Source organism: Buttiauxella gaviniae ATCC 51604, from assembly GCF_001654835.1.
In the GTDB taxonomy this organism is placed as follows: Bacteria; Pseudomonadota; Gammaproteobacteria; order Enterobacterales; family Enterobacteriaceae; genus Buttiauxella; species Buttiauxella gaviniae.
Genome location: NZ_LXEP01000004.1, coordinates 65,698 through 86,359, shown reverse-complemented (window position 1 = coordinate 86,359; position 20,662 = coordinate 65,698). Strand labels below are relative to the sequence as shown.

Below are 20,662 nucleotides of genomic sequence, written 5' to 3'. Positions count from 1 at the left end.
ATTTAAGCTCCGATAAGAACGTACCCACAAGGAAGTCTCCACTGCATTTTCGTGTCGGTGGATTCAGTGCGTGTTATCAGTCAATTGAATTTGTCTTTTTTGGTTGTTCTAATTTTAACCGGGATTTCTCGGCGACTCACGGGGTGCGGTAATACCGCATGTATAAAAGTAAGTTTTTCAGGATGAACAAAATGCATACATCCGAGTTGTTGAAACATATCTACGATATTAATTTATCGTATTTGTTGCTTGCGCAGCGCCTTATTAGTAGCGATAAAGCCTCAGCAATGTTTCGTTTGGGAGTGACCGAGGATATGGCTAATTCCCTGAGTGAATTAACATTGCCGCAAATGGTGAAATTGGCGGAAACCAACCAGTTGATTTGCCAATTCCGCTTTAACGATAACCAAACCATTACCCGCCTGACACAAGACTCTCGTGTGGATGATTTACAGCAAATTCATACTGGCATTTTGTTATCCACCCGCTTATTAAATGAGGTCTCCGCAATAGACGAGGCACCTCGCAAAAAAAGGGCGTAGCAAAATGAGCGAAAAAAGTATTGTTCAGGAAGCCCGTGATATACAACTGGCGATGGAGTTAATCACGCTCGGTGCAAGATTGCAGATGCTGGAAAGCGAAACGCAATTAAGCCGTGGCCGACTGATCAAACTATATAAAGAGCTCCGTGGTAGCCCACCACCGAAAGGGATGCTGCCTTTTTCTACCGACTGGTTTATGACGTGGGAGCAGAATATTCATGCTTCTATGTTTTGCAACGCCTGGCAGTTCTTGCTGCGCACCGGATTATGTACCGGTGTCGATGCAGTCATTAAGGCTTACCGCTTGTACCTGGAACAATGCCCGGCACAAGAAAGCGGGCCGCTGCTGGCGCTGACTCGCGCCTGGACACTGGTGCGTTTTGTTGAAAGTAACATGCTTGAATTGAACTGTTGCAATTCCTGTGGTGGTAACTTTATTACTCACGCACATCAGCCCGCAGGTAGCTTTGCTTGCAGTTTATGCCAGCCGCCGTCGAGAGCGGTAAAAAGACGTAAACTTTCTACGAATACTGCCGATATTATTCCACAACTGCTGGATGAACAGGTCAAACAGGCCGTTTAACAGTTCGGTGTGGTAAACACTCCAGCAGCGATAAGCAATTATCGCTGCTTTTTTTTGCCCTGCACTGAGCCATAAACACCTCTGATTTGTGATTCCTCGTCACATTTAACAGCAGAAGGATGTACTCGTGCTGATTGTAATAGGCTATCTGGTCGTTATCGCGACAGTATTCGGCGGCTATATGATGACCGGTGGTCATCTTGGCGCACTCTATCAACCAGCTGAATTTATCATCATTGGTGGGGCGGGAATTGGGGCATTTATCGTTGGGAATAACGGTAAGGCTATTAAAGCAACGGTGAAAGCATTGCCATTACTTTTTCGCCGCTCGAAATACACCAAAAGCATGTATATGGATCTCATGGCCTTGCTTTATCGCTTGATGGCGAAGTCCCGCCAACAAGGGATGTTTTCGCTCGAACGTGATATCGAAAATCCGAAAGAAAGCGAAATCTTCGCCAGTTACCCGCGTATTCTTGCCGACACTCTGATGCTGGAATTCATTATTGATTACCTGCGTCTGATTATCAGCGGGAATATGAATTCATTTGAAATTGAAGCATTGATGGATGAGGAGATTGAAACCCATGAAAGTGAGGCTGAAATACCAGCCAATAGCCTTGCCATCATGGGGGATTCACTTCCGGCATTCGGTATTGTCGCTGCCGTAATGGGGGTGGTGCATGCGTTGGCTTCTGCGGACCGCCCGGCAGGAGAATTGGGCGCATTAATTGCCCACGCTATGGTTGGAACCTTCCTGGGGATTTTGCTGGCCTACGGATTTATTTCACCGCTTGCCACCGTTTTACGCCAAAAAAGCGCTGAAACGACCAAAATGATGCAGTGCGTAAAAGTCACTTTGCTTTCGAGTCTGAATGGTTACGCGCCGCCGATTGCTGTCGAATTTGGTCGTAAAACCCTTTACTCCAGTGAGCGCCCATCATTTGTTGAGCTTGAAGAACATGTTCGTGCTGTTCGTTCTCCGAACGCGCAATCGCGCGCCACGGAAGAAGAAGTATGAAGCACAACGCGCGCCCGATTATTGTCGTAAAACGCCGTAAGCATAAAGGCCACGGCGGCGGCGCGCACGGTTCGTGGAAAATTGCCTACGCTGACTTCATGACTGCGATGATGGCTTTTTTTCTGGTGATGTGGCTGATTTCCATCTCCAGCCCTAAAGAACTGGCGCAAATTGCCGACTATTTCCGTACGCCACTTTCTGCCGCCATTACCGGCGGGCAGCGTATCGCCGACAGCCAAAGTCCCATTCCTGGCGGTGGCGACGATGTGACACAGCAACAAGGCGAAGTGAAAAGACAGCCGAATATTGAAGATCTCAGAAAACGGATGGAAGCCAACCGCCTTAAGCGCTTGGGCGACAAACTGGATCAGCTGATTGAATCTGACCCTAAACTGCGTGCGCTGCGCCCACATCTGCAAATTGATCTGGTGCAGGAGGGGCTGCGGATACAAATAATCGACAGTCAGAACCGCCCGATGTTTAAAAATGGCAGTGCAGAAGTTGAGCCTTACATGCGCGATATTCTGCGCAGCATTGCGCCATTACTAAATGATTTCCCAAATAAAATTAGTTTATCTGGCCACACTGATGACTTGCCTTATGCCATGGGTGAGCACGGTTATAGCAACTGGGAACTTTCCGCCGACCGGGCCAACGCCTCGCGGCGTGAATTAATGGCTGGCGGTTTAATCGACGGCAAAGTCCTGCGCGTCGTAGGTATGTCATCAACCATGCGCCTGACTAATCGCGGACCTGGTGATGCTATTAACCGGCGCATTAGTTTGCTGGTGCTCAACAAACAAGCTGAGGATGCCATCGTGCATGAAAACGCAGAAAGCGATAACCAGCCAATAAGCATTCTCCAACAACCTGCTGCCGCGGAACCGGCGCAGAACACATTACCGCCACAACCCGGTACGAGGTGATAGCGTGAGTATGGATATCAGCGATTTTTACCAGACATTTTTTGACGAGGCCGACGAGCTACTGGCCGATATGGAACAGCACCTGCTGAATCTGCATCCTGAAGCGCCAGATTCAGAACTGCTGAATGCCATATTCCGCGCAGCACACTCGATAAAAGGTGGCGCCGGGACTTTCGGTTTCAGCGTTTTGCAGGAAACCACGCATTTAATGGAAAACCTGCTCGACGATGCCCGGCGCGGTGAGATGCACCTCAACACCGATATCATCAACCTGTTTTTGGAAACCAAAGATATTATGCAGGAACAGTTGGACGCTTATAAAAACTCACAGGTCCCAGATGCTGAGAGTTTCGATTATATCTGCAAAGCGCTGCGCCAACTGGCTCTGGAAGCCAAAGGTGAAATACCTGCGCCGCCTGCAAAATTGACCGTCGTGGAAAAAGAGTCAGTCGATGCGCTGCCAACTAACGATGGCAATTTGCGCATTGCGATTACCGGGCTGAAATCGACTGAACTAGATTTACTGCTCGAAGAGCTGGGTAACCTCGGCACCTTAAGTGAAGTGGAAAAGGGTGAAAACTCTGTCACTGCAACTATTGAAACGACGGTAAGTGCTGACGACATTAGCGCGGTGCTCTGCTTTGTCATCGAGCCTGAGCAAATCGAATTTCTTCCGTTAACGGCAACTGCTACGCCAGCCGCTGCAGTTGAGTCAGAAGAAGTGCCGGTGGCACTTGCGGTTAACGCACCTCAGCCAGTAGTTGCCGCGCCTGTGGCTCCGGTCGCACCACGTACGGAAAGAGAAAGCAAACCTACGCGTGTCAGCGAATCAAGCAGCATTCGCGTTGCGGTTGAGAAGGTTGATCAGTTAATCAACCTGGTTGGCGAGCTGGTGATTACCCAGTCGATGCTGGCACAGCGATCCAATGAATTAGACCCGGTTGATCACGGCGAACTAATTACCAGCATGGGTCAGTTACAACGTAACGCCCGTGACTTGCAAGAGTCGGTGATGTCTATCCGTATGATGCCAATGGAGTATGTCTTCAGTCGCTTCCCGCGTCTGGTGCGCGATCTGGCGAGTAAGCTGGATAAACAGGTTGAACTGACTCTGCAAGGTAGCTCCACTGAACTGGATAAAAGTCTGATTGAACGCATTATCGACCCACTGACTCACCTGGTGCGTAATAGCCTCGATCATGGCATCGAAACCCCGGAAAAACGCCTTGCAGCGGGGAAATCAGCAGTTGGTAACTTAATTCTTTCTGCCGAGCACCAGGGCGGGAACATCTGCATTGAAGTTTCTGATGATGGTGCGGGCCTGAACCGTGATCGCATTCTTGCTAAAGCGCTATCGCAGGGGATGCCAGTGCATGAAAACATGTCGGACGACGAAGTCGGCATGCTGATTTTCGCCCCTGGATTCTCTACCGCCGAGCAGGTTACAGACGTTTCCGGGCGCGGTGTAGGCATGGACGTGGTGAAGCGTAACATCCAGGAAATGGGTGGCCATGTTGAAGTTAAATCGCAGGCCAATGTTGGCACCACCATCCGCATTATGTTGCCGCTGACCCTCGCCATTCTTGATGGGATGTCGGTAAAAGTATGCGACGAAGTGTTTATCCTGCCACTCAATGCGGTGATGGAGTCGCTACAGCCGAAAGAAGACGATCTGCATCCTCTTGCCGGTGGTGAGCGCGTACTTGAAGTTCGTGGCGAATACCTGCCACTGGTTGAGTTGTGGAAAGTATTTGATGTTGCGGGTGCGAAAACTGAAGCGACGCAAGGCATTGTGGTGATTTTGCAAAGCGCTGGTCGACGTTACGCGCTGCTGGTGGATCAGCTGATTGGTCAACATCAGGTGGTCGTTAAAAACCTTGAAAGCAACTATCGCAAAGTGCCGGGGATTTCCGCAGCAACCATCCTCGGTGATGGCAGTGTGGCACTGATTGTTGATGTCTCAGCGCTGCAAGGTTTGAACCGTGAACAACGTATGGCCGGCACCGCCGCCTGATTCTCCGGGTTTTGAGAAAGGATAAGAAAATGAGTGGATTAACCAATGTGACAAAACTGACCGGGGAAACGGTAGGGCAAGAGTTCCTGGTCTTTACCCTCGGTGATGAAGAGTACGGCATCGATATTTTAAAAGTGCAGGAAATTCGCGGTTACGACCAAGTCACGCGTATCGCCAATACTCCGGCATTTATCAAGGGAGTCACTAACCTGCGCGGTGTGATTGTCCCGATCCTCGACCTGCGTATTAAGTTTGACCAGGATGGCGTGGAATATAACGATAACACCGTGGTCATTGTGCTGAACTTTGGTCAGCGCGTGGTGGGTATTGTGGTAGATGGTGTATCTGACGTGTTATCTCTGACCGCTGAGCAAATTCGCCCGGCACCAGAGTTTGCTGTGACGCTTTCAACTGAGTATCTGACTGGTCTCGGTGCACTAGGCGACCGTATGCTGATTCTGGTGAATATTGAGAAGCTGCTTAACAGCGAAGAGATGGCGTTGGTCGATAGCGCGGCGCGCGTGGCTTAATAGTTACTTCTTTATAGGGCGGATAAGCGCAAGCGCCATCCGCCACTATTAAAGCAAATACAGGAAAATTACGCTTCTACGCGCTCACCTGCTTCAGTTTGTTCTTCCAGCTCACCTTCATTTTTCGACAGCATTGCTGTTGCAACGCCATTACCCAATACGTTGATGGCAGAACGGCCCATATCCAGGAAGTGGTCGATGCCCATCAGCAGTAAAATACCTGCTACCGGAATATTGAAGCTTGGGATGGTTGCTGCCAGTACAACCAGCGCAGAACGCGGTACGCCCGCAATCCCTTTTGACGCCAGCATTAATGTCAGCATCAGCACCACAATCTCAGAGAAAGTCAGGTGGATGTTGTACGCCTGAGCGATAAACATGGAAGCAAAAGAGCAATACACCATTGAACCGACCAGGTTGAACGAATAACCAATCGGTAGAACAAATGATGCAATGTTACGAGAGCAACCAAAGCGCGTGAGCTGGTCTAGTGTTTTCGGATAAGCTGCTTCAGAACTGCTGGTGGTAAATGCCACCAGAACCGGATCTTTCAGCATCGCAATCAGGCGGAATACATCGCGCTTGAGGACCATATAGCCAACACCAATAAGCACCATGCAGGTCAGGATAATTGCGAGGTAGTAACCACCAATAAAGGATGCGTAGTTAAGCAAAATCCCCAGGCCTTCCGTCGCAACGACAGAAGAAATAGCCGCAAAGATAGCCAGTGGTGCCACATACATTACATAGCCTGTCACTTTCAGCATGATGTGAGAAACCACATCCAAAGCCGCAACTAACGGGGTGTTAAATTTCTCACCCAGTGATGCACCAGCAATACCGAAGAACAGAGAGAACACCACAATTTGCAGGATTTCGTTGTTCGACATCGCGCCTGCAATGCTGGTTGGAATGGTATGAGAGATAAACGCTTTGAGGTTCATGCCGCTTACCGCAAGACCGGTTTGCACATCACCCGCTGGCACCTGAAGATTCATGCCTGAGCCCGGATGCTGGAGCGTGACGATGAACAGGCCAATCAGGATAGACAGCACAGATGAAGAGATAAACCACACCATCGCTTTGCCACCGACGCGGCCAATGGTGGACGTCTCGCCCATCTTCATAATGCCCACGGTCAGGGTGCTGAACACTAATGGAGCAATAACCATTTTGATCAGGCGTAAAAAGATGTCGGTAAACAGCGTGATGTTTTCGGCATAACTTTTGATGTTTTCTGCGGCTGCGTATTCATGGATTGCAGCACCCGAGAGGATCCCGGCAAACATGAACAGAAGAATGAACAGCGTGAGTTTGTTTGAACTAGACAATTACGTAATAACCCCGTCGATTAGTAACAATTAATTAACTTATTGAGCCATATGTAATTTTTATGGTTGGCCAATATACATTCGGCCCATAAATTGAACCAAAGCTCGCCAGGATTCAACTATTTTTTACTATTTGTCATATTTGTTAATTCGGAAACGCTGACGTAACAATGTGATTTTCATCACGAAAAAATCCTGTTGTTTTCGCAAAACCGCAGAGTTACCCAATGTTGGCATGAGTAATGAATTGATTAAGCGGGAAAATATTTCACATCATCCCATTAACCAGTCGCTTGTTCGATTTCTGAGCGCTTCTGAATTCCTGAGCTAAATTTCAATGCATGCGCTTATTCAGCGCTCAGGCAGTCGAACGTAAGGGTATTTAAAATGAAGGTTTAACAAAAAAAGGATTCACTCTGGATGCCTTGCGAAAATGTAAACCTGACAGCACAACTGCAAACACTTCTCAGCATCTGGTTGTTAAATTCACTGCATTAATGCAATAACCCGCATCCCGCCCGGTTTCCGTTAAAGTTCCGTTTCTTCATGCCGATAACACCGATAAGAAATCATTAAAAGGGTGTTATATGTTGAACCGTATTCGCGTTGTCACCATGCTAATGATGGTGCTGGTGGTGTTCGCTCTCCTCCAACTCATCTCTGGCGGAATGTTCTTTAACTCGCTCAAACAAAATAACGATAGTTTTAAAGTTTCCAAAGAGTTACGAGTTCAGCAATCGGAACTGGCAAACACTTGGGAATTGATGCTGCAAACGCGCATTAACCTCAGTCGTTCGGCTGCCCGCATGATGATGGATGCCAGTAACGGGCAAAGCGCGGCAAAAACCGACTTGCTTAATAACGCCAAAAAATCCCTTGCCGATGCTCAGAAACATTACACCCTGTTTAAACAAATCCCTGCCATTAACCCGGAGCTCGAAGCTGTGGTTAACGGTATTGATGACGACTACCGGAACTACAACCAGGCGTTAAGCGAGCTGGTGGGCTACCTCGAAAGCGGCAATATGGACGCCTACTTTGCGCAGTCCACCCAAAGCCTGCAAAACGCGCTGGAGAAAGAATATAGCGACTATATTGCGCTAAATGACCGCATGTACGAGCACTCTTACATTGCCAGCACTCAGGATTACAACTTCGCGAAATGGCAAATTGTTGGCCTTGCGTTAGCACTGGCAGTTGTGATTTTGCTGGTGTGGGTCGGCATGCGTCGGATTTTGCTGCAACCGCTGTCGGTGGTTATCGGTCATATTCGTGAAATTGCCAACGGCAACCTGACTGAAAATATCGTCTCGAATGGCCGCAATGAGATTAGCGAACTGACTTCCAGTGTGCGCCATATGCAGCAAGAACTGATCATAACCGTCGGCAGCGTGCGTGATGGTTCTGATGCCATCTACAGCGGTGCGACGGAAATAGCCGCCGGAAATAACGACCTCTCTTCCCGTACCGAACAGCAGGCGGCATCGCTTGAAGAAACTGCCGCCAGCATGGAACAGCTCACCGCGACCGTGAAACAGAATGCGGAAAACGCCCGTCAGGCATCTCAATTAGCATTAAGCGCCTCCGAAACCGCTCAGCGCGGCGGCAAAGTTGTGGATGGGGTAGTGAAGACCATGCACGACATTGCCGGTTCATCGAAGAAAATTGCTGATATTACCGGTGTGATTGACGGTATCGCCTTCCAGACCAACATTCTGGCGCTGAACGCCGCAGTAGAAGCAGCTCGTGCCGGTGAACAGGGGCGTGGATTCGCGGTAGTTGCCGGTGAAGTGCGCAACCTGGCACAACGCAGCGCTCAGGCGGCGAAAGAGATCAAATCACTGATTGAAGATTCAGTTTCCCGCGTGGATACCGGCTCTGTGTTGGTTGAAAGCGCCGGAGAAACCATGAGCGACATCGTGAATGCGGTGACGCGTGTCACCGACATCATGGGTGAAATTGCCTCTGCCTCTGATGAACAAAGTCGCGGTATCGAACAGGTTGCGCTGGCAGTTTCAGAAATGGACCGCGTGACTCAGCAGAACGCCTCGCTGGTGGAGGAATCAGCCTCTGCCGCCGCAGCACTTGAAGAACAAGCCAGCATGCTTAACCAGCTGGTCGCAGCCTTCCGTTTAACAACGGAACCTGCGTTGACACCTTCGGTTAGCACCACACCTTCGCCTGCGCCGACGCTCAAAACGAGTAAACCGGCCGTAAGCGGGCGCGACGATAACTGGGAAACTTTCTAAGAAACATTAATGGCCGGCAGACGTGTCGGCTGAGGGGCTGTGATGTTCAACCGTATCCGAATTTCGACCACTCTGTTGTTAATCTTGATCGTCTGCGGCGTGCTGCAGATTGGCAGTAATGGATTGTCTTTTTGGGCATTCAGGGATGATTTTCAGAATCTTAAAATGGTTGAAGTCGGAAACCAACAACGTGACACCTTAACGCAAAGCCGTGCGGCTTTGTTACAGGCCAGTACTGCCTTAAGCCGTGCCGGTACGCTGACAGCACTCAGTTACCCGCCGGAAGACATTAAGCGCCTGATGGCAAATGCCCGTGGCAGCCTGAAACAGGCTGACATGCTGTTTAACCAGTTTCTGGAAATCCCACCTTTAAATAAAGAAGGTGAGGATATGGTGGTGTCGACGAAGCAGAGCTACGCCGCTTATCGCGATGATTTACAGCATCAGGCGACCTGGCTTGAAAGCAACCAGCTTTCTGACTTTCTGAGTGCGCCGATTCAGAAATCACAGGATATTTTTGACGCTTACTTTAACGCCTGGCAGCAAAGCATCAATGACACCGTGGCGGCATCGAGTGCTGACAGCAAATTGAACTACCAGATCTCGGCGATTATTTTCGCCAGCGTGACGGTGATCGCCATCCTGATGCTGGTGGGTTCAATTATCTGGTCGCGCCGTATGCTGGTGCAGCCGCTGGATATTGTGCGTAGCCACTTTGAGCACATTGCCGCAGGCGATTTAGCACGCCCGATAAGCGTGTATGGGCGTAATGAAATCTCCGAGATTTTCCGCAGCCTGAAAAACATGCAGCAAGCGCTGAAAGAGACTGTACAGCAAGTGCGCCAGGGCAGCGGGGCGATGCACACCGGGATCGCTGAAATTGCCGCAGGCAACAACGATCTCTCTTCCAGAACCGAACAACAGGCCGCATCGCTTGCGCAAACGGCCGCCAGCATGGAGCAACTGACCGCAACGGTGGGCCAGAACGCCGATAATGCCCGCCAGGCCGCACAGCTTTCCCGTACTGCTGCGGACACCGCACAGCAAGGTGGTCAGCAGGCCGCAAACGTTGCCCGCACCATGCACGACATCGCGGGCAGCTCGAAGAAAATTGGCGACATCACTAGCGTAATTGACGGCATTGCATTCCAGACCAACATCCTGGCGCTGAACGCCGCAGTAGAAGCTGCTCGCGCCGGTGAGCAAGGGCGTGGATTTGCTGTGGTGGCAGGCGAAGTGCGCAACCTGGCACAACGCAGCGCGCAGGCAGCAAAAGAGATCAAAGTGCTGATCGAAGAGTCGGTCGACCGCGTGCAGCACGGTTCACAACTGGTTGATACAGCGGCCACGACGATGGCGGAAATCGTGCGTTCGGTCACGCAAGTTAACGACATTATGGGCGAAATCGCGTCTGCATCCGACGAACAGCGCCGTGGTATCGAGCAGGTAGCACTCGCGGTAAGCCAGATGGATCAAGTGACACAGCAAAACGCCGCGCTGGTAGAAGAAGCGGCAGCAGCAACCGATGCTCTGGCAAACCAGGCCGAACACCTCAGCGGTGTGGTATCGGTGTTTAATCTGGAAAGTGTCGGCAACGAAGACGTCACCAGAGATTTAGTAACCAACGGGGTGCTCGTTACCCCCTGATTGTGACTGAGAAGGCGCTATGACATCACCACTGTCCACTGGACAATCGTCATTAATGTTACAGATGACACAGCGTCTACCGCTGTCCGACACGCACTTTCGCCGGATATGCCAGTTGATTTACCAGCGTGCAGGAATCGTGCTGGCCGATCACAAGCGAGACATGGTTTACAACCGCCTGGTGCGACGTTTACGTACCCTGGGACTGGAGGATTTTGGGCACTACCTGAGCATGCTGGAGGCCAACGGCAGTAATGCCGAATGGCAGGCGTTCATTAACTCCCTGACCACTAACCTGACGGCTTTTTTTCGCGAAGGTCACCACTTTCCGATTCTTGCAGAACATGCGCGTAAACGTAGTGGGGAGTACAAAGTCTGGAGTGCGGCGGCCTCAACCGGTGAAGAGCCGTATTCCATCGCTATAACGCTCGCGGATGTGCTGGGTATGGCGCCTGGGCGCTGGAAAGTCTTCGCCAGTGATATCGACACCCAGGTGCTGGAGAAAGCCCAGAGTGCCATTTATCGCCAGGATGAACTGAAAACACTGGCTCCGCTCCAGATGCAGCGCTACTTCATGCGTGGCACCGGGCCACATGATGGGCTGGTGCGGGTGCGTAGCGATCTGTCCAGCCATATGGAGTTTGCGCCAATCAATCTTTTGGACAAGCAAGCGCCAATTCCTGGACCGTTTGACGCCATTTTTTGTCGCAATGTGATGATTTATTTTGATAAAGCGACTCAGCAGCAAATTTTGCAGCGTTTTGTACCGCTGCTAAAACCGGGCGGATTGCTGTTTGCCGGGCATTCGGAAAACTTCAGTAACCTCAGCCGCGAGTTCTTACTGCGTGGGCAGACCGTGTACGGACTGAGTAAGGAAAGATCATGACAAAAATAACCGTGCTGTGCGTCGATGACTCCGCCCTGATGCGCCAGATCATGACCGAAATTGTGAATAGCCACGATGACATGGAAATGGTGGCAACCGCACCAGACCCGCTTGTAGCTCGCGATTTGATTAAGAAATTCAACCCTGACGTGCTGACGCTGGATGTCGAAATGCCGCGCATGGACGGCCTGGATTTTCTCGAAAAATTAATGCGTCTGCGCCCGATGCCAGTGGTGATGGTTTCATCGCTCACCGGGAAAGGTTCGGAAGTGACATTGCGGGCGCTGGAGTTGGGCGCGATTGATTTTGTCACCAAGCCTCAGTTAGGCATTCGTGAAGGGATGCTGGCTTACAGCGAAACTATTGCGGAGAAAGTGCGTACTGCTGCGAAGGCAAAACTGGCGGCTCGCGCACCCGTTGCAGCGCCCACGGTGATAAAAGCCGGGCCGTTGCTCAGTTCAGAAAAATTGATAGCAATCGGTGCGTCAACCGGTGGCACTGAAGCCATTCGCCATGTGTTGCAGCCGCTGCCGCTTTCAAGCCCGGCGGTATTAATCACTCAACATATGCCACCAGGTTTTACGCGCTCGTTTGCTGACCGGCTTAACAAGTTATGCCAGATTGCGGTGAAAGAGGCCGAGGATGGCGAGCGTGTGCTACCGGGGCACGCCTACATTGCACCGGGCGACAAACATATGGAGCTTGCCCGTAGCGGGGCGAACTACCAAATCAAAATTCATGATGGCCCACCCGTGAACCGGCATCGTCCGGCCGTGGATGTGCTGTTCCATTCTGTCGCGAAGTTCGCCGGGCGAAACGCCGTAGGCGTCATTTTGACGGGAATGGGGAATGACGGCGCCGCCGGGATGTTGGCAATGCATAAAGCCGGGGCATGGACTATCGCCCAAAACGAAGCAAGTTGTGTGGTGTTCGGCATGCCACGTGAGGCCATTAACAGTGGTGGCGTTAGCGAAGTGGTCGATTTAAGCGAAATCAGTCAACAAATGTTGATAAAAATTAGTGCCGGACAGGCAATACGTATTTAACAGAAGGAACCCAATTAATGGCAGATAAAGAACTCAAATTTTTGGTGGTAGATGACTTCTCTACCATGCGTCGCATTGTCCGTAACCTGCTAAAAGAGCTGGGTTTCAACAACGTCGAAGAAGCAGAAGATGGTGTCGATGCGCTCAATAAACTCAACGGTGGCGGCTTTGGTTTTGTTATCTCTGACTGGAACATGCCGAACATGGACGGTCTGGAGTTGCTGAAAACCATTCGTGGCAACGGCGCAATGTCGGCTCTGCCGGTATTGATGGTGACCGCTGAGGCGAAGAAAGAGAATATCATTGCCGCAGCACAGGCGGGGGCGAGTGGCTATGTAGTAAAACCGTTTACCGCCGCAACACTTGAAGAGAAGTTAAACAAAATCTTCGAAAAGCTCGGCATGTAAGGAGAGGCTCATGCACTCATCTACCAATCCCGCGTCAGAGTTACATTCAACCGGCGATATTATCGTTCGGATAGGCAGCCTGACCCGAATGCTGCGCGACAGCTTACGCGAACTGGGCCTTGATCAGGCGATTGCTGAAGCGGCGGAAGCGATTCCCGATGCTCGCGACCGCCTGGACTACGTGGTGCAGATGACCGCGCAGGCCGCAGAACGCGCGCTGAACTGTGTGGAGCTGGCTCAGCCTCATCAGAACAAACTTGAATCCGATGCCAAAGCACTCAATGGCCGCTGGGATGCCTGGTTTGAAAATCCAATCGAGCTGGGTGATGCCCGTGAACTGGTTACCGATACGCGCAGCTACTTGTCTGGCGTCCCGAGTCACACCAGCTTTACCAATGCCCAGCTTCTGGAAATCATGATGGCGCAGGACTTCCAGGATTTAACCGGTCAGGTCATCAAACGCATGATGGATGTTATCCAGGAAATTGAACGCCAGTTGTTGATGGTGTTAATGGAAAACATGCCAGAACTGGATGCGCGTGCGAAACGCCCAGCCGACAGCCTGCTCAACGGCCCGCAAATGAACGCCACCGCAGCGGGTGTGGTTGCAAGCCAGGATCAGGTTGATGATTTACTGGATAGTTTAGGGTTTTAAGGCTTCGCGCAGTGCCTGATAATGGGCGCTGCGCATCGCTTAACCCACAAACAAACCCACAAATCCCCCCGTTTTCCTCCCATTAGCGTTACCCCTTTCTGACATGCTGTGCTGGTAATTGTGGCCACGAGATTGTTGCAGTGTCAGAAGAAAGCGACGACGACAAAACAGAAGCCCCCACACCCCACCGACTTGAAAAAGCGCGCGAAGATGGGCAGATTCCCCGATCCCGCGAGTTGACCTCACTGCTTATGCTATTGGTGGGAATCAGCATTATCTGGATGGGCGGGGATCCGTTGGCACGACAGCTAGCGGCAATGTTGTCTACTGGTCTTCATTTTGATCACAGCATTATTAACGACCCCAATCTTATCGTTAAACAAATCAGCCAACTGATAAAACAGGCCGTTTGGGCACTGTTGCCCCTGATTTTCGGGCTGGTGATTGTGGCGATTGCCGCCCCTATGCTGTTGGGTGGCATCCTGTTCAGCGGGAAGTCGATACAGTTTAAATTCAGCAAAATGAATCCAATTTCCGGGCTCGGGCGGATGTTCTCTGCCCAGGCAGGCGCTGAACTCCTGAAAGCCTTCCTCAAAGCCATCCTGGTTGGCAGCGTAACGGCCTGGTATCTACTGCATAAATGGCCAGAGATGATGCGCCTGATGAGTGAACCGCCATTGGCCGCTTTGGGACACGCACTCAATATGGTGGCGGTGTGTGGTTTGCTGATTGTGCTGGGGCTGACACCAATGGTCGGCTTTGACGTGTTCTTCCAAATTTTCAGCAACATTAAAAAGCTACGCATGAGCCGCCAGGATATTCGCGACGAGTTCAAGCAACAAGAGGGTGACCCGCATGTTAAAGGGCGTATTCGCCAACAACAGCGCGCGGCCGCACGTCGCCGCATGATGTCAGATGTGCCGAAAGCCGACGTGATTGTGACTAACCCGACGCACTACTCGGTGGCATTGCAATACGACGAAAACAAAATGAGTGCGCCAAAAGTGCTGGCGAAAGGGGCTGGGCTGGTTGCGTTGCGTATCCGTGAAATTGGCAATGAGCACCGTATTCCAATGCTCGAAGCCCCACCACTGGCGCGTGCGTTATACCGTCATGCTGAGATAGGGCAACAAATTCCTGGGCAGTTGTATTCCGCTGTAGCAGAAGTGTTGGCATGGGTATGGCAACTGCGGCGCTGGCGTGTCGCTGGCGGTTTAATCCCGAAAAAACCTGAAAACCTTCCAGTGCCTGAAGCGCTGGACTTTGCAAACGAGAAGGACTCCGATGGCTAATTTGCTCGCAACACTGCGTCTGCCTGCCAGTATGAAATCCGGGCAATGGCAAATTCTTGCCGGACCGATACTGATCTTGATGATCTTGTCGATGATGGTACTGCCGCTCCCGGCGTTTATACTGGATTTGCTGTTCACCTTTAACATCGCTCTGTCGATCATGGTTCTGCTGGTGGCGATGTTCACCCAGAAAACCCTCGAGTTTGCGGCTTTCCCAACCATTCTGCTGTTTACCACGTTGCTGCGCCTGGCGCTGAACGTGGCCTCGACACGTATCATTTTGATGGATGGTCATACCGGTGGTGCGGCTGCGGGTAAAGTGGTTGAGGCTTTCGGTCACTTCCTCGTTGGCGGCAACTTCGCCATCGGTATCGTGGTGTTTATCATCCTCGTTATCATCAACTTTATGGTTATCACCAAAGGTGCGGGGCGTATTGCTGAAGTGGGCGCGCGCTTTGTGCTGGACGGTATGCCGGGTAAACAGATGGCGATTGATGCCGATCTTAACGCTGGCTTGATTGGTGAAGACGAAGCGAAAAAACGCCGTTCAGAAGTCACACAAGAAGCTGATTTTTACGGCTCGATGGACGGGGCCAGTAAATTCGTGCGTGGCGATGCGGTCGCCGGGCTGATGATCATGGTGATTAACGTGGTGGGTGGCCTGTTGGTCGGCATGCTTCAGCACGACATGCCCTTTGGCGCAGCAGCAGAAACTTATACGCTGTTGACCATCGGTGATGGCCTGGTTGCGCAGATCCCGGCGCTGGTCATCTCGACCGCTGCGGGTGTTATCGTTACCCGTGTTGCAACCGACCAGGATGTTGGCGAGCAGATGGTCACCCAGCTGTTCAACAACCCACGCGTTATGCTGCTGAGTGCCGGTGTTCTTGGTTTGCTTGGCATGGTGCCAGGAATGCCAAACTTTGTCTTCCTGCTGTTTACGGCCGCATTACTTGGGCTGGCATGGTGGATGCGTGGCCGCCAGATGGAGCAGCCCGCAGCCCCATCAGCCCCGGTCAAACCCCAGGAAAACCCGCAGGCGGTTGAGGCCACCTGGAATGATGTGCAACTGGAAGATTCGCTGGGAATGGAAGTAGGTTACCGCCTGATTCCGATGGTGGATTTCCAGCAAGACGGCGAGCTGTTAGGGCGAATCCGCAGTATCCGTAAGAAATTCGCGCAGGATATGGGATTCCTACCGCCGGTAGTCCATATTCGCGACAACATGGACTTGCCGCCGGCACGTTATCGTATCCTGATGAAGGGCGTCGAGATTGGCAGTGGCGATGCGTATCCTGGGCGCTGGCTTGCTATTAACCCTGGGACTGCGGCAGGTACCTTGCCAGGCGAAGCGACAATTGACCCAGCGTTTGGCCTTGCCGCCACCTGGATTGAAAGCGCACTTAAAGAGCAGGCGCAAATTCAGGGCTTTACCGTGGTCGAAGCCAGTACCGTGGTCGCCACACATCTTAACCATCTTATTGGGCAGTTTGCGCCAGAACTGTTTGGCCGCCAGGAAGCACAACAATTACTCGACCGTGTAACCCAGGAGATGCCGAAACTCACGGAGGACCTGGTGCCGGGTGTGGTGACGTTAACCACACTGCATAAAGTTCTGCAAAACCTGCTGGCTGAGAAAGTGCCGATTCGTGATATGCGCACGATTCTTGAAACTTTGGCAGAACATGCACCGATACAAAATGACCCGCATGAATTAACGGCGGTGGTGCGTGTGGCGTTGGGAAGGGCTATTACTCAACAGTGGTTCCCGGGCAACGGTGAGGTGCAGGTTATTGGCCTGGATGCGGCGCTGGAACGCTTACTTCTACAGGCATTGCAGGGCGGAGGTGGGCTGGAACCGGGACTAGCAGACCGTTTACTGGAGCAAGCTCAGGAAGCGCTCAAACGCCAGGAAATGCTCGGTGCACCGCCAGTGTTGTTGGTTAACCATGCGCTGCGACCATTACTGGCGCGTTTCTTACGCCGCAGCCTGCCGCAACTAATGGTGCTTTCTAGCCTTGAGCTTTCTGAAAACCGTAATATCCGTATGACTGCGACCATCGGAGCGAAATAATGAGCCGCCTGTTATTGCTGATCCTTTTTCCTTTAATGACCCATGCGGCAGGTGAGGGAGCATGGCAGGCTAGTGGCGTGGGTGCCACGCTCAGCCACCGGGGCATTTCAGCATCATCCCGTGCTCTGGCACCTTCGCAACCCGTGAGTGGGGTAATGACTATGGTCGCCTGGCGTTATGAGCTGATTGGTCCAACCCCAGCCGGACTTAACGTAAGATTATGTTCGCTAACGCGCTGTGTTGAGATAGAAGGGCAGAGCGGTACGACGCGTGAATTGACCAATGTGGCGGCAAATGAGCCACTGCGTTTTGTCTGGGAAGTTCCCGGCGGCGGCGCTCTTTTCCCCACCTTAAAAGTGCGTACTAATCAGGTTATTGTTAATTATCGTTAGTCCTCAAAGCCGCATTCACGATGCGGCTTTTTCTCGTCTACCTCTCATTTTTAGTCTGCACTTTTGATAAAAACAAACCCCTGTTTTATAAATCGGTGATACGAGTGCTGAGACACTTTGTATTTTTGCCACCATTCATCAAACGATGGCAAAAATGGAAAGGTTTCAATTGCCCCGTCCTTCTACCTTAGCAAGGTAAGGTTCTCGCAAGCCCGACAAGTACCGGGACGTGCAATCTCCATAAAAAAATTAACGGGGTTTGACGGCAATGAAAACACGCAAAATTGGATTGGCAAATTATCTTGCCTACGGCTCCGGGGATTTTCTCGGTGCCGGGACGACGGCTCTGACCGCCGCCTGGTTGCTCTACTTTTATACGACCTTCTGTGGCCTCTCACCGATTGAAGCGACGTTTATCTTTGCGATGGCCAGGGTGCTGGATGCCGTTGTCAGTCCGCTGATGGGCTTCCTGACGGATAACTTCGGTTCGACATGGCTTGGTAAGCGTTTTGGTCGCCGTAAGTTCTTTATATTGCTCGGTATCCCATTAGTCTTCAGCTACAGCTTTATGTGGGTAGGGGAGATGAGTTACTGGTATTACCTGGTGACCTATCTGATTTTTGACGTGGTCTACACCATGATTCTGGTGCCGTATGAAACACTGGTCCCGGAAATGACCGATGACTTCAAACAGAAAACCAAATTCTCCGGCGCGCGTATTTCCATGGCGCAACTTTCCGCAATTCTTGCTGCATTCCTGCCAGGTATTTTGTTAAACCACTTCGGTAAAGACAACGCAATTTCCTTCTTCTATTCAAGCCTGGTATTCGCCACCATCTGCGCCATCGTGCTGACATTTGTCTGGTTCTTCACCTGGGAGCGCCCTCGTTCAGACTGGACTGAAGCGGCACTGCGTGCAGAAGAAGAGAAGAAAACACTGACATTTGCCCAAAGCATGAAGCGCCTGAATGTCGAGTTGACCTCCACTTTGCGCGTTAAGATCTTCCGCCAACACTTGGGCATGTATCTGGGCGGTTATATCGCGCAGGACGTGTTCAACGCCGTGTTTACCTATTATGTGGTATTCGTGCTGATGCAAAGCGCAAGCATGGCTTCCAGCTTGCTCGGCACTATGGCGATTCTGCAATTTATCGCGGTTATCGGCATGATTCCACTGTGTATCAAATATGGCCCGGCTCCGTCCTACCGTATGGTTGTGGTGATCTTTGGCCTGAGTTCTATCTCTTATGCGTTGTTGTATTACGCGGGATTAAGCGATGTCTTCTCACTGCTGATGTTGGTTTCTGCTATCGCTGGCTTGGGCCGTGGCGGCATCAACTATGTGCCGTGGAATACCTACACCTATATTGCTGATGTTGATGAAGTGATTACCGGTCAGCGTCGTGAAGGGATCTTTGCCGGGATCATGACTCTGACGCGTAAAGCATCTCAGGCAGGGGCTGTGATGCTGGTGGGTATCGTGATGCAGCTTTCTGGTTTTGTTTCCGGGCAAACCACACAGCCACCTGCGGTTAGTCACACAATTCTGATGATTTTAAGCTTCGGTACAGTTGCGGTACTGGCGTGCGGTTTCTTAGTTTCTCTGCGCTTTAAACTCAATTTACAAACTCACAGCGTATTACGTGAAGAGACGGCGAAGATGCGTGTTGCGGGCCGTCCGGTTCCGGAAGCAACCACACCACAAGCTCGCGCCACAGTCGAAATGCTGGCTGGTATGCCTTACGACACGCTTTGGGGCAACAACAATATTGGTTATCTCAACCGTAATAAACCTGCGGCTCCATCATTGAAAGAGGCTGCCGCAATGCGTTCGAATACATCATCACAGAGGTTAAGTTAATGATTATTTATCCCGTCAAACACAGCGCTTTACTGTGCCAGCCGGAGCATTTTATTGCCCGGGATGAGCTGAAAACCCTGATCCACAAGGTGACGGATAATCTGATAAATATTAAGGATGAAACGGGCCAATTCTTGCTGCGACTGGATGACGGAAGAGTCATTGATACCAAAGGTTGGGCTGGTTGGGAGTGGACGCATGGCGTCGGTTTGTACGGCATGTATCAATATTATCGACAGACCGGTGATAAGAAGATGTGCGAAATTATTGATAGCTGGTTTGCCGACCGTTTCGCAGAAGGCGCGACCACCAAAAACGTCAATACCATGGCACCGTTCCTGACGCTGGCTTACCGCTACGAAGAGACGCGAGATCCTTCTTACTTACCCTGGCTTGAAAGCTGGGCTGAGTGGGCAATGTATGAAATGCCACGTACCGAACATGGTGGCATGCAGCACATTACGCTTGCGGAAGAGAACCATCAGCAGATGTGGGATGACACGCTGATGATGACCGTATTACCGTTGGCAAAAATTGGCAAATTGCTAAATCGCCCGGAATATGTGGAAGAAGCGACCTACCAGTTCTTACTGCATGTACAGAACCTGATGGACCGGGAAACCGGGCTGTGGTTCCACGGCTGGAACTATGAAGGCAACCATAACTTTGCGCAGGCGCGTTGGGCGCGTGGTAACAGTTGGTTGACGATAGTTATTCCAGACTTCCTTGAGCTGGTGGATTTACCTGAGAACAACGCGGTGCGTCGCTATCTGGTACAAGTACTGGAAAATCAGGTTGCCGCGTTGGCAAAATGCCAGGACGACAGTGGTTTATGGCACACGCTGCTCGACGATCCGCACTCTTACCTGGAAGCATCCGCGACAGCCGGTTTTGCCTACGGCATTCTGAAAGGTATTCGTAAGCGCTATATCGGCAAAGAGTATGCAGAAGTAGCGGAAAAGGCGATGAAAGGTATCGTCAAAAATATCTCGGCAGAAGGGGAGTTGTTGCAGGTTTCGTTTGGTACCGGAATGGGCAGCGATCTGGATTTTTATCGCCAAATCCCTCTCACCTCAATGCCGTACGGACAGGCGATGGCGATACTTTGTCTGGGCGAGTATCTGCGAATTTATTTGTAAGCACTCACAACAGGCCTGGGGAACCGGGCCTGCAAATTACTACTAAATCAAACCTACGGGCAAACCC

At 51.3% G+C, this 20,662-nt stretch carries 18 protein-coding genes; 17 read left to right on the top strand and 1 reads right to left on the bottom strand.

The genetic code is table 11. From position 1 onward, the window contains the following. Positions 1-191: 191 nt before the first annotated feature. The 6 genes from flhD (at position 192) to cheW (ending at position 5,616) form a co-directional block, all read left to right on the top strand. Entirely contained in the window at positions 192-542 is a 351-nt protein-coding gene (gene flhD / locus M977_RS02540; RefSeq protein WP_034455083.1) for a flagellar transcriptional regulator FlhD, read from the top strand. A gap of 4 nt (positions 543-546) precedes the next feature. Further along, entirely contained in the window at positions 547-1,125 is a 579-nt protein-coding gene (flhC, locus tag M977_RS02535) for a flagellar transcriptional regulator FlhC (RefSeq protein WP_064511976.1), read from the top strand. A 127-nt stretch (positions 1,126-1,252) separates the two neighbouring features. Next, the gene (gene motA / locus M977_RS02530; RefSeq protein ID WP_064511975.1) at positions 1,253-2,146 is read left to right on the top strand and encodes a flagellar motor stator protein MotA; all 894 of its coding nucleotides are present in this window, start codon (positions 1,253-1,255) and stop codon (positions 2,144-2,146) included. Next, on the top strand, positions 2,143-3,072 hold the full coding sequence (motB, locus tag M977_RS02525; protein WP_064511974.1) for a flagellar motor protein MotB: 930 nt from the start codon (positions 2,143-2,145) through the stop codon (positions 3,070-3,072). The genes motA and motB overlap by 4 nt, the downstream gene beginning before the upstream one ends. 10 nt (positions 3,073-3,082) lie before the next feature. Beyond that, complete coding sequence (gene cheA, locus M977_RS02520) at positions 3,083-5,086, top strand: chemotaxis protein CheA (RefSeq protein WP_064511973.1); 2,004 nt, start codon at positions 3,083-3,085, stop codon at positions 5,084-5,086. A 29-nt stretch (positions 5,087-5,115) separates the two neighbouring features. Beyond that, the gene (gene cheW, locus M977_RS02515) at positions 5,116-5,616 is read left to right on the top strand and encodes a chemotaxis protein CheW (RefSeq protein ID WP_034455088.1); all 501 of its coding nucleotides are present in this window, start codon (positions 5,116-5,118) and stop codon (positions 5,614-5,616) included. A gap of 68 nt (positions 5,617-5,684) precedes the next feature. Here the strand turns inward: cheW and M977_RS02510 are convergent, their stop codons facing one another. Next, a complete protein-coding gene (locus M977_RS02510; RefSeq protein WP_064511972.1) occupies positions 5,685-6,947 on the bottom strand; it encodes a dicarboxylate/amino acid:cation symporter in 1,263 nt (420 codons plus the stop codon). Between the two features lie 587 nt (positions 6,948-7,534). Between M977_RS02510 and tar the strand changes: the two genes are divergently transcribed. The 11 genes from tar (at position 7,535) to bglB (ending at position 20,595) form a co-directional block, all read left to right on the top strand. Continuing rightward, on the top strand, positions 7,535-9,196 hold the full coding sequence (gene tar / locus M977_RS02505; protein WP_064511971.1) for a methyl-accepting chemotaxis protein II: 1,662 nt from the start codon (positions 7,535-7,537) through the stop codon (positions 9,194-9,196). Positions 9,197-9,238: 42 nt separating this feature from the next. Next, entirely contained in the window at positions 9,239-10,843 is a 1,605-nt protein-coding gene (locus tag M977_RS02500) for a methyl-accepting chemotaxis protein (protein ID WP_064511970.1), read from the top strand. Positions 10,844-10,862: 19 nt separating this feature from the next. After that, positions 10,863-11,729 (top strand): protein-glutamate O-methyltransferase CheR, encoded by an 867-nt coding sequence (gene cheR / locus M977_RS02495; RefSeq protein WP_064511969.1) that lies wholly within the window; start codon positions 10,863-10,865, stop codon positions 11,727-11,729. Further along, positions 11,726-12,775, top strand: coding sequence for a protein-glutamate methylesterase/protein-glutamine glutaminase (locus tag M977_RS02490; protein ID WP_064511968.1), 1,050 nt, complete (start codon positions 11,726-11,728; stop codon positions 12,773-12,775). Before cheR ends, M977_RS02490 begins: the two co-directional genes overlap by 4 nt. Before the next feature lie 17 nt (positions 12,776-12,792). Next, positions 12,793-13,182: a chemotaxis response regulator CheY gene (cheY, locus tag M977_RS02485; protein ID WP_034455094.1), complete on the top strand. Its 390-nt coding sequence runs from the start codon at positions 12,793-12,795 to the stop codon at positions 13,180-13,182. Positions 13,183-13,192: 10 nt separating this feature from the next. Beyond that, positions 13,193-13,837 (top strand): protein phosphatase CheZ, encoded by a 645-nt coding sequence (cheZ, locus tag M977_RS02480; RefSeq protein ID WP_034455095.1) that lies wholly within the window; start codon positions 13,193-13,195, stop codon positions 13,835-13,837. Positions 13,838-13,977: 140 nt separating this feature from the next. Further along, entirely contained in the window at positions 13,978-15,129 is a 1,152-nt protein-coding gene (gene flhB / locus M977_RS02475; protein WP_064511967.1) for a flagellar biosynthesis protein FlhB, read from the top strand. Continuing rightward, complete coding sequence (flhA, locus tag M977_RS02470; RefSeq protein WP_064511966.1) at positions 15,122-17,203, top strand: flagellar biosynthesis protein FlhA; 2,082 nt, start codon at positions 15,122-15,124, stop codon at positions 17,201-17,203. The genes flhB and flhA overlap by 8 nt, the downstream gene beginning before the upstream one ends. Further along, positions 17,203-17,595: a flagellar protein FlhE gene (gene flhE / locus M977_RS02465; protein WP_064511965.1), complete on the top strand. Its 393-nt coding sequence runs from the start codon at positions 17,203-17,205 to the stop codon at positions 17,593-17,595. Before flhA ends, flhE begins: the two co-directional genes overlap by 1 nt. Positions 17,596-17,863: 268 nt before the next feature. Continuing rightward, positions 17,864-19,456 carry an MFS transporter gene (locus M977_RS02460; RefSeq protein ID WP_064511964.1) on the top strand — a complete coding sequence of 531 codons (1,593 nt, stop codon included), beginning with the start codon at positions 17,864-17,866 and terminating at the stop codon, positions 19,454-19,456. Then, positions 19,456-20,595, top strand: coding sequence for a beta-galactosidase BglB (gene bglB / locus M977_RS02455; protein WP_064511963.1), 1,140 nt, complete (start codon positions 19,456-19,458; stop codon positions 20,593-20,595). Before M977_RS02460 ends, bglB begins: the two co-directional genes overlap by 1 nt. Positions 20,596-20,662 lie beyond the last annotated feature (67 nt).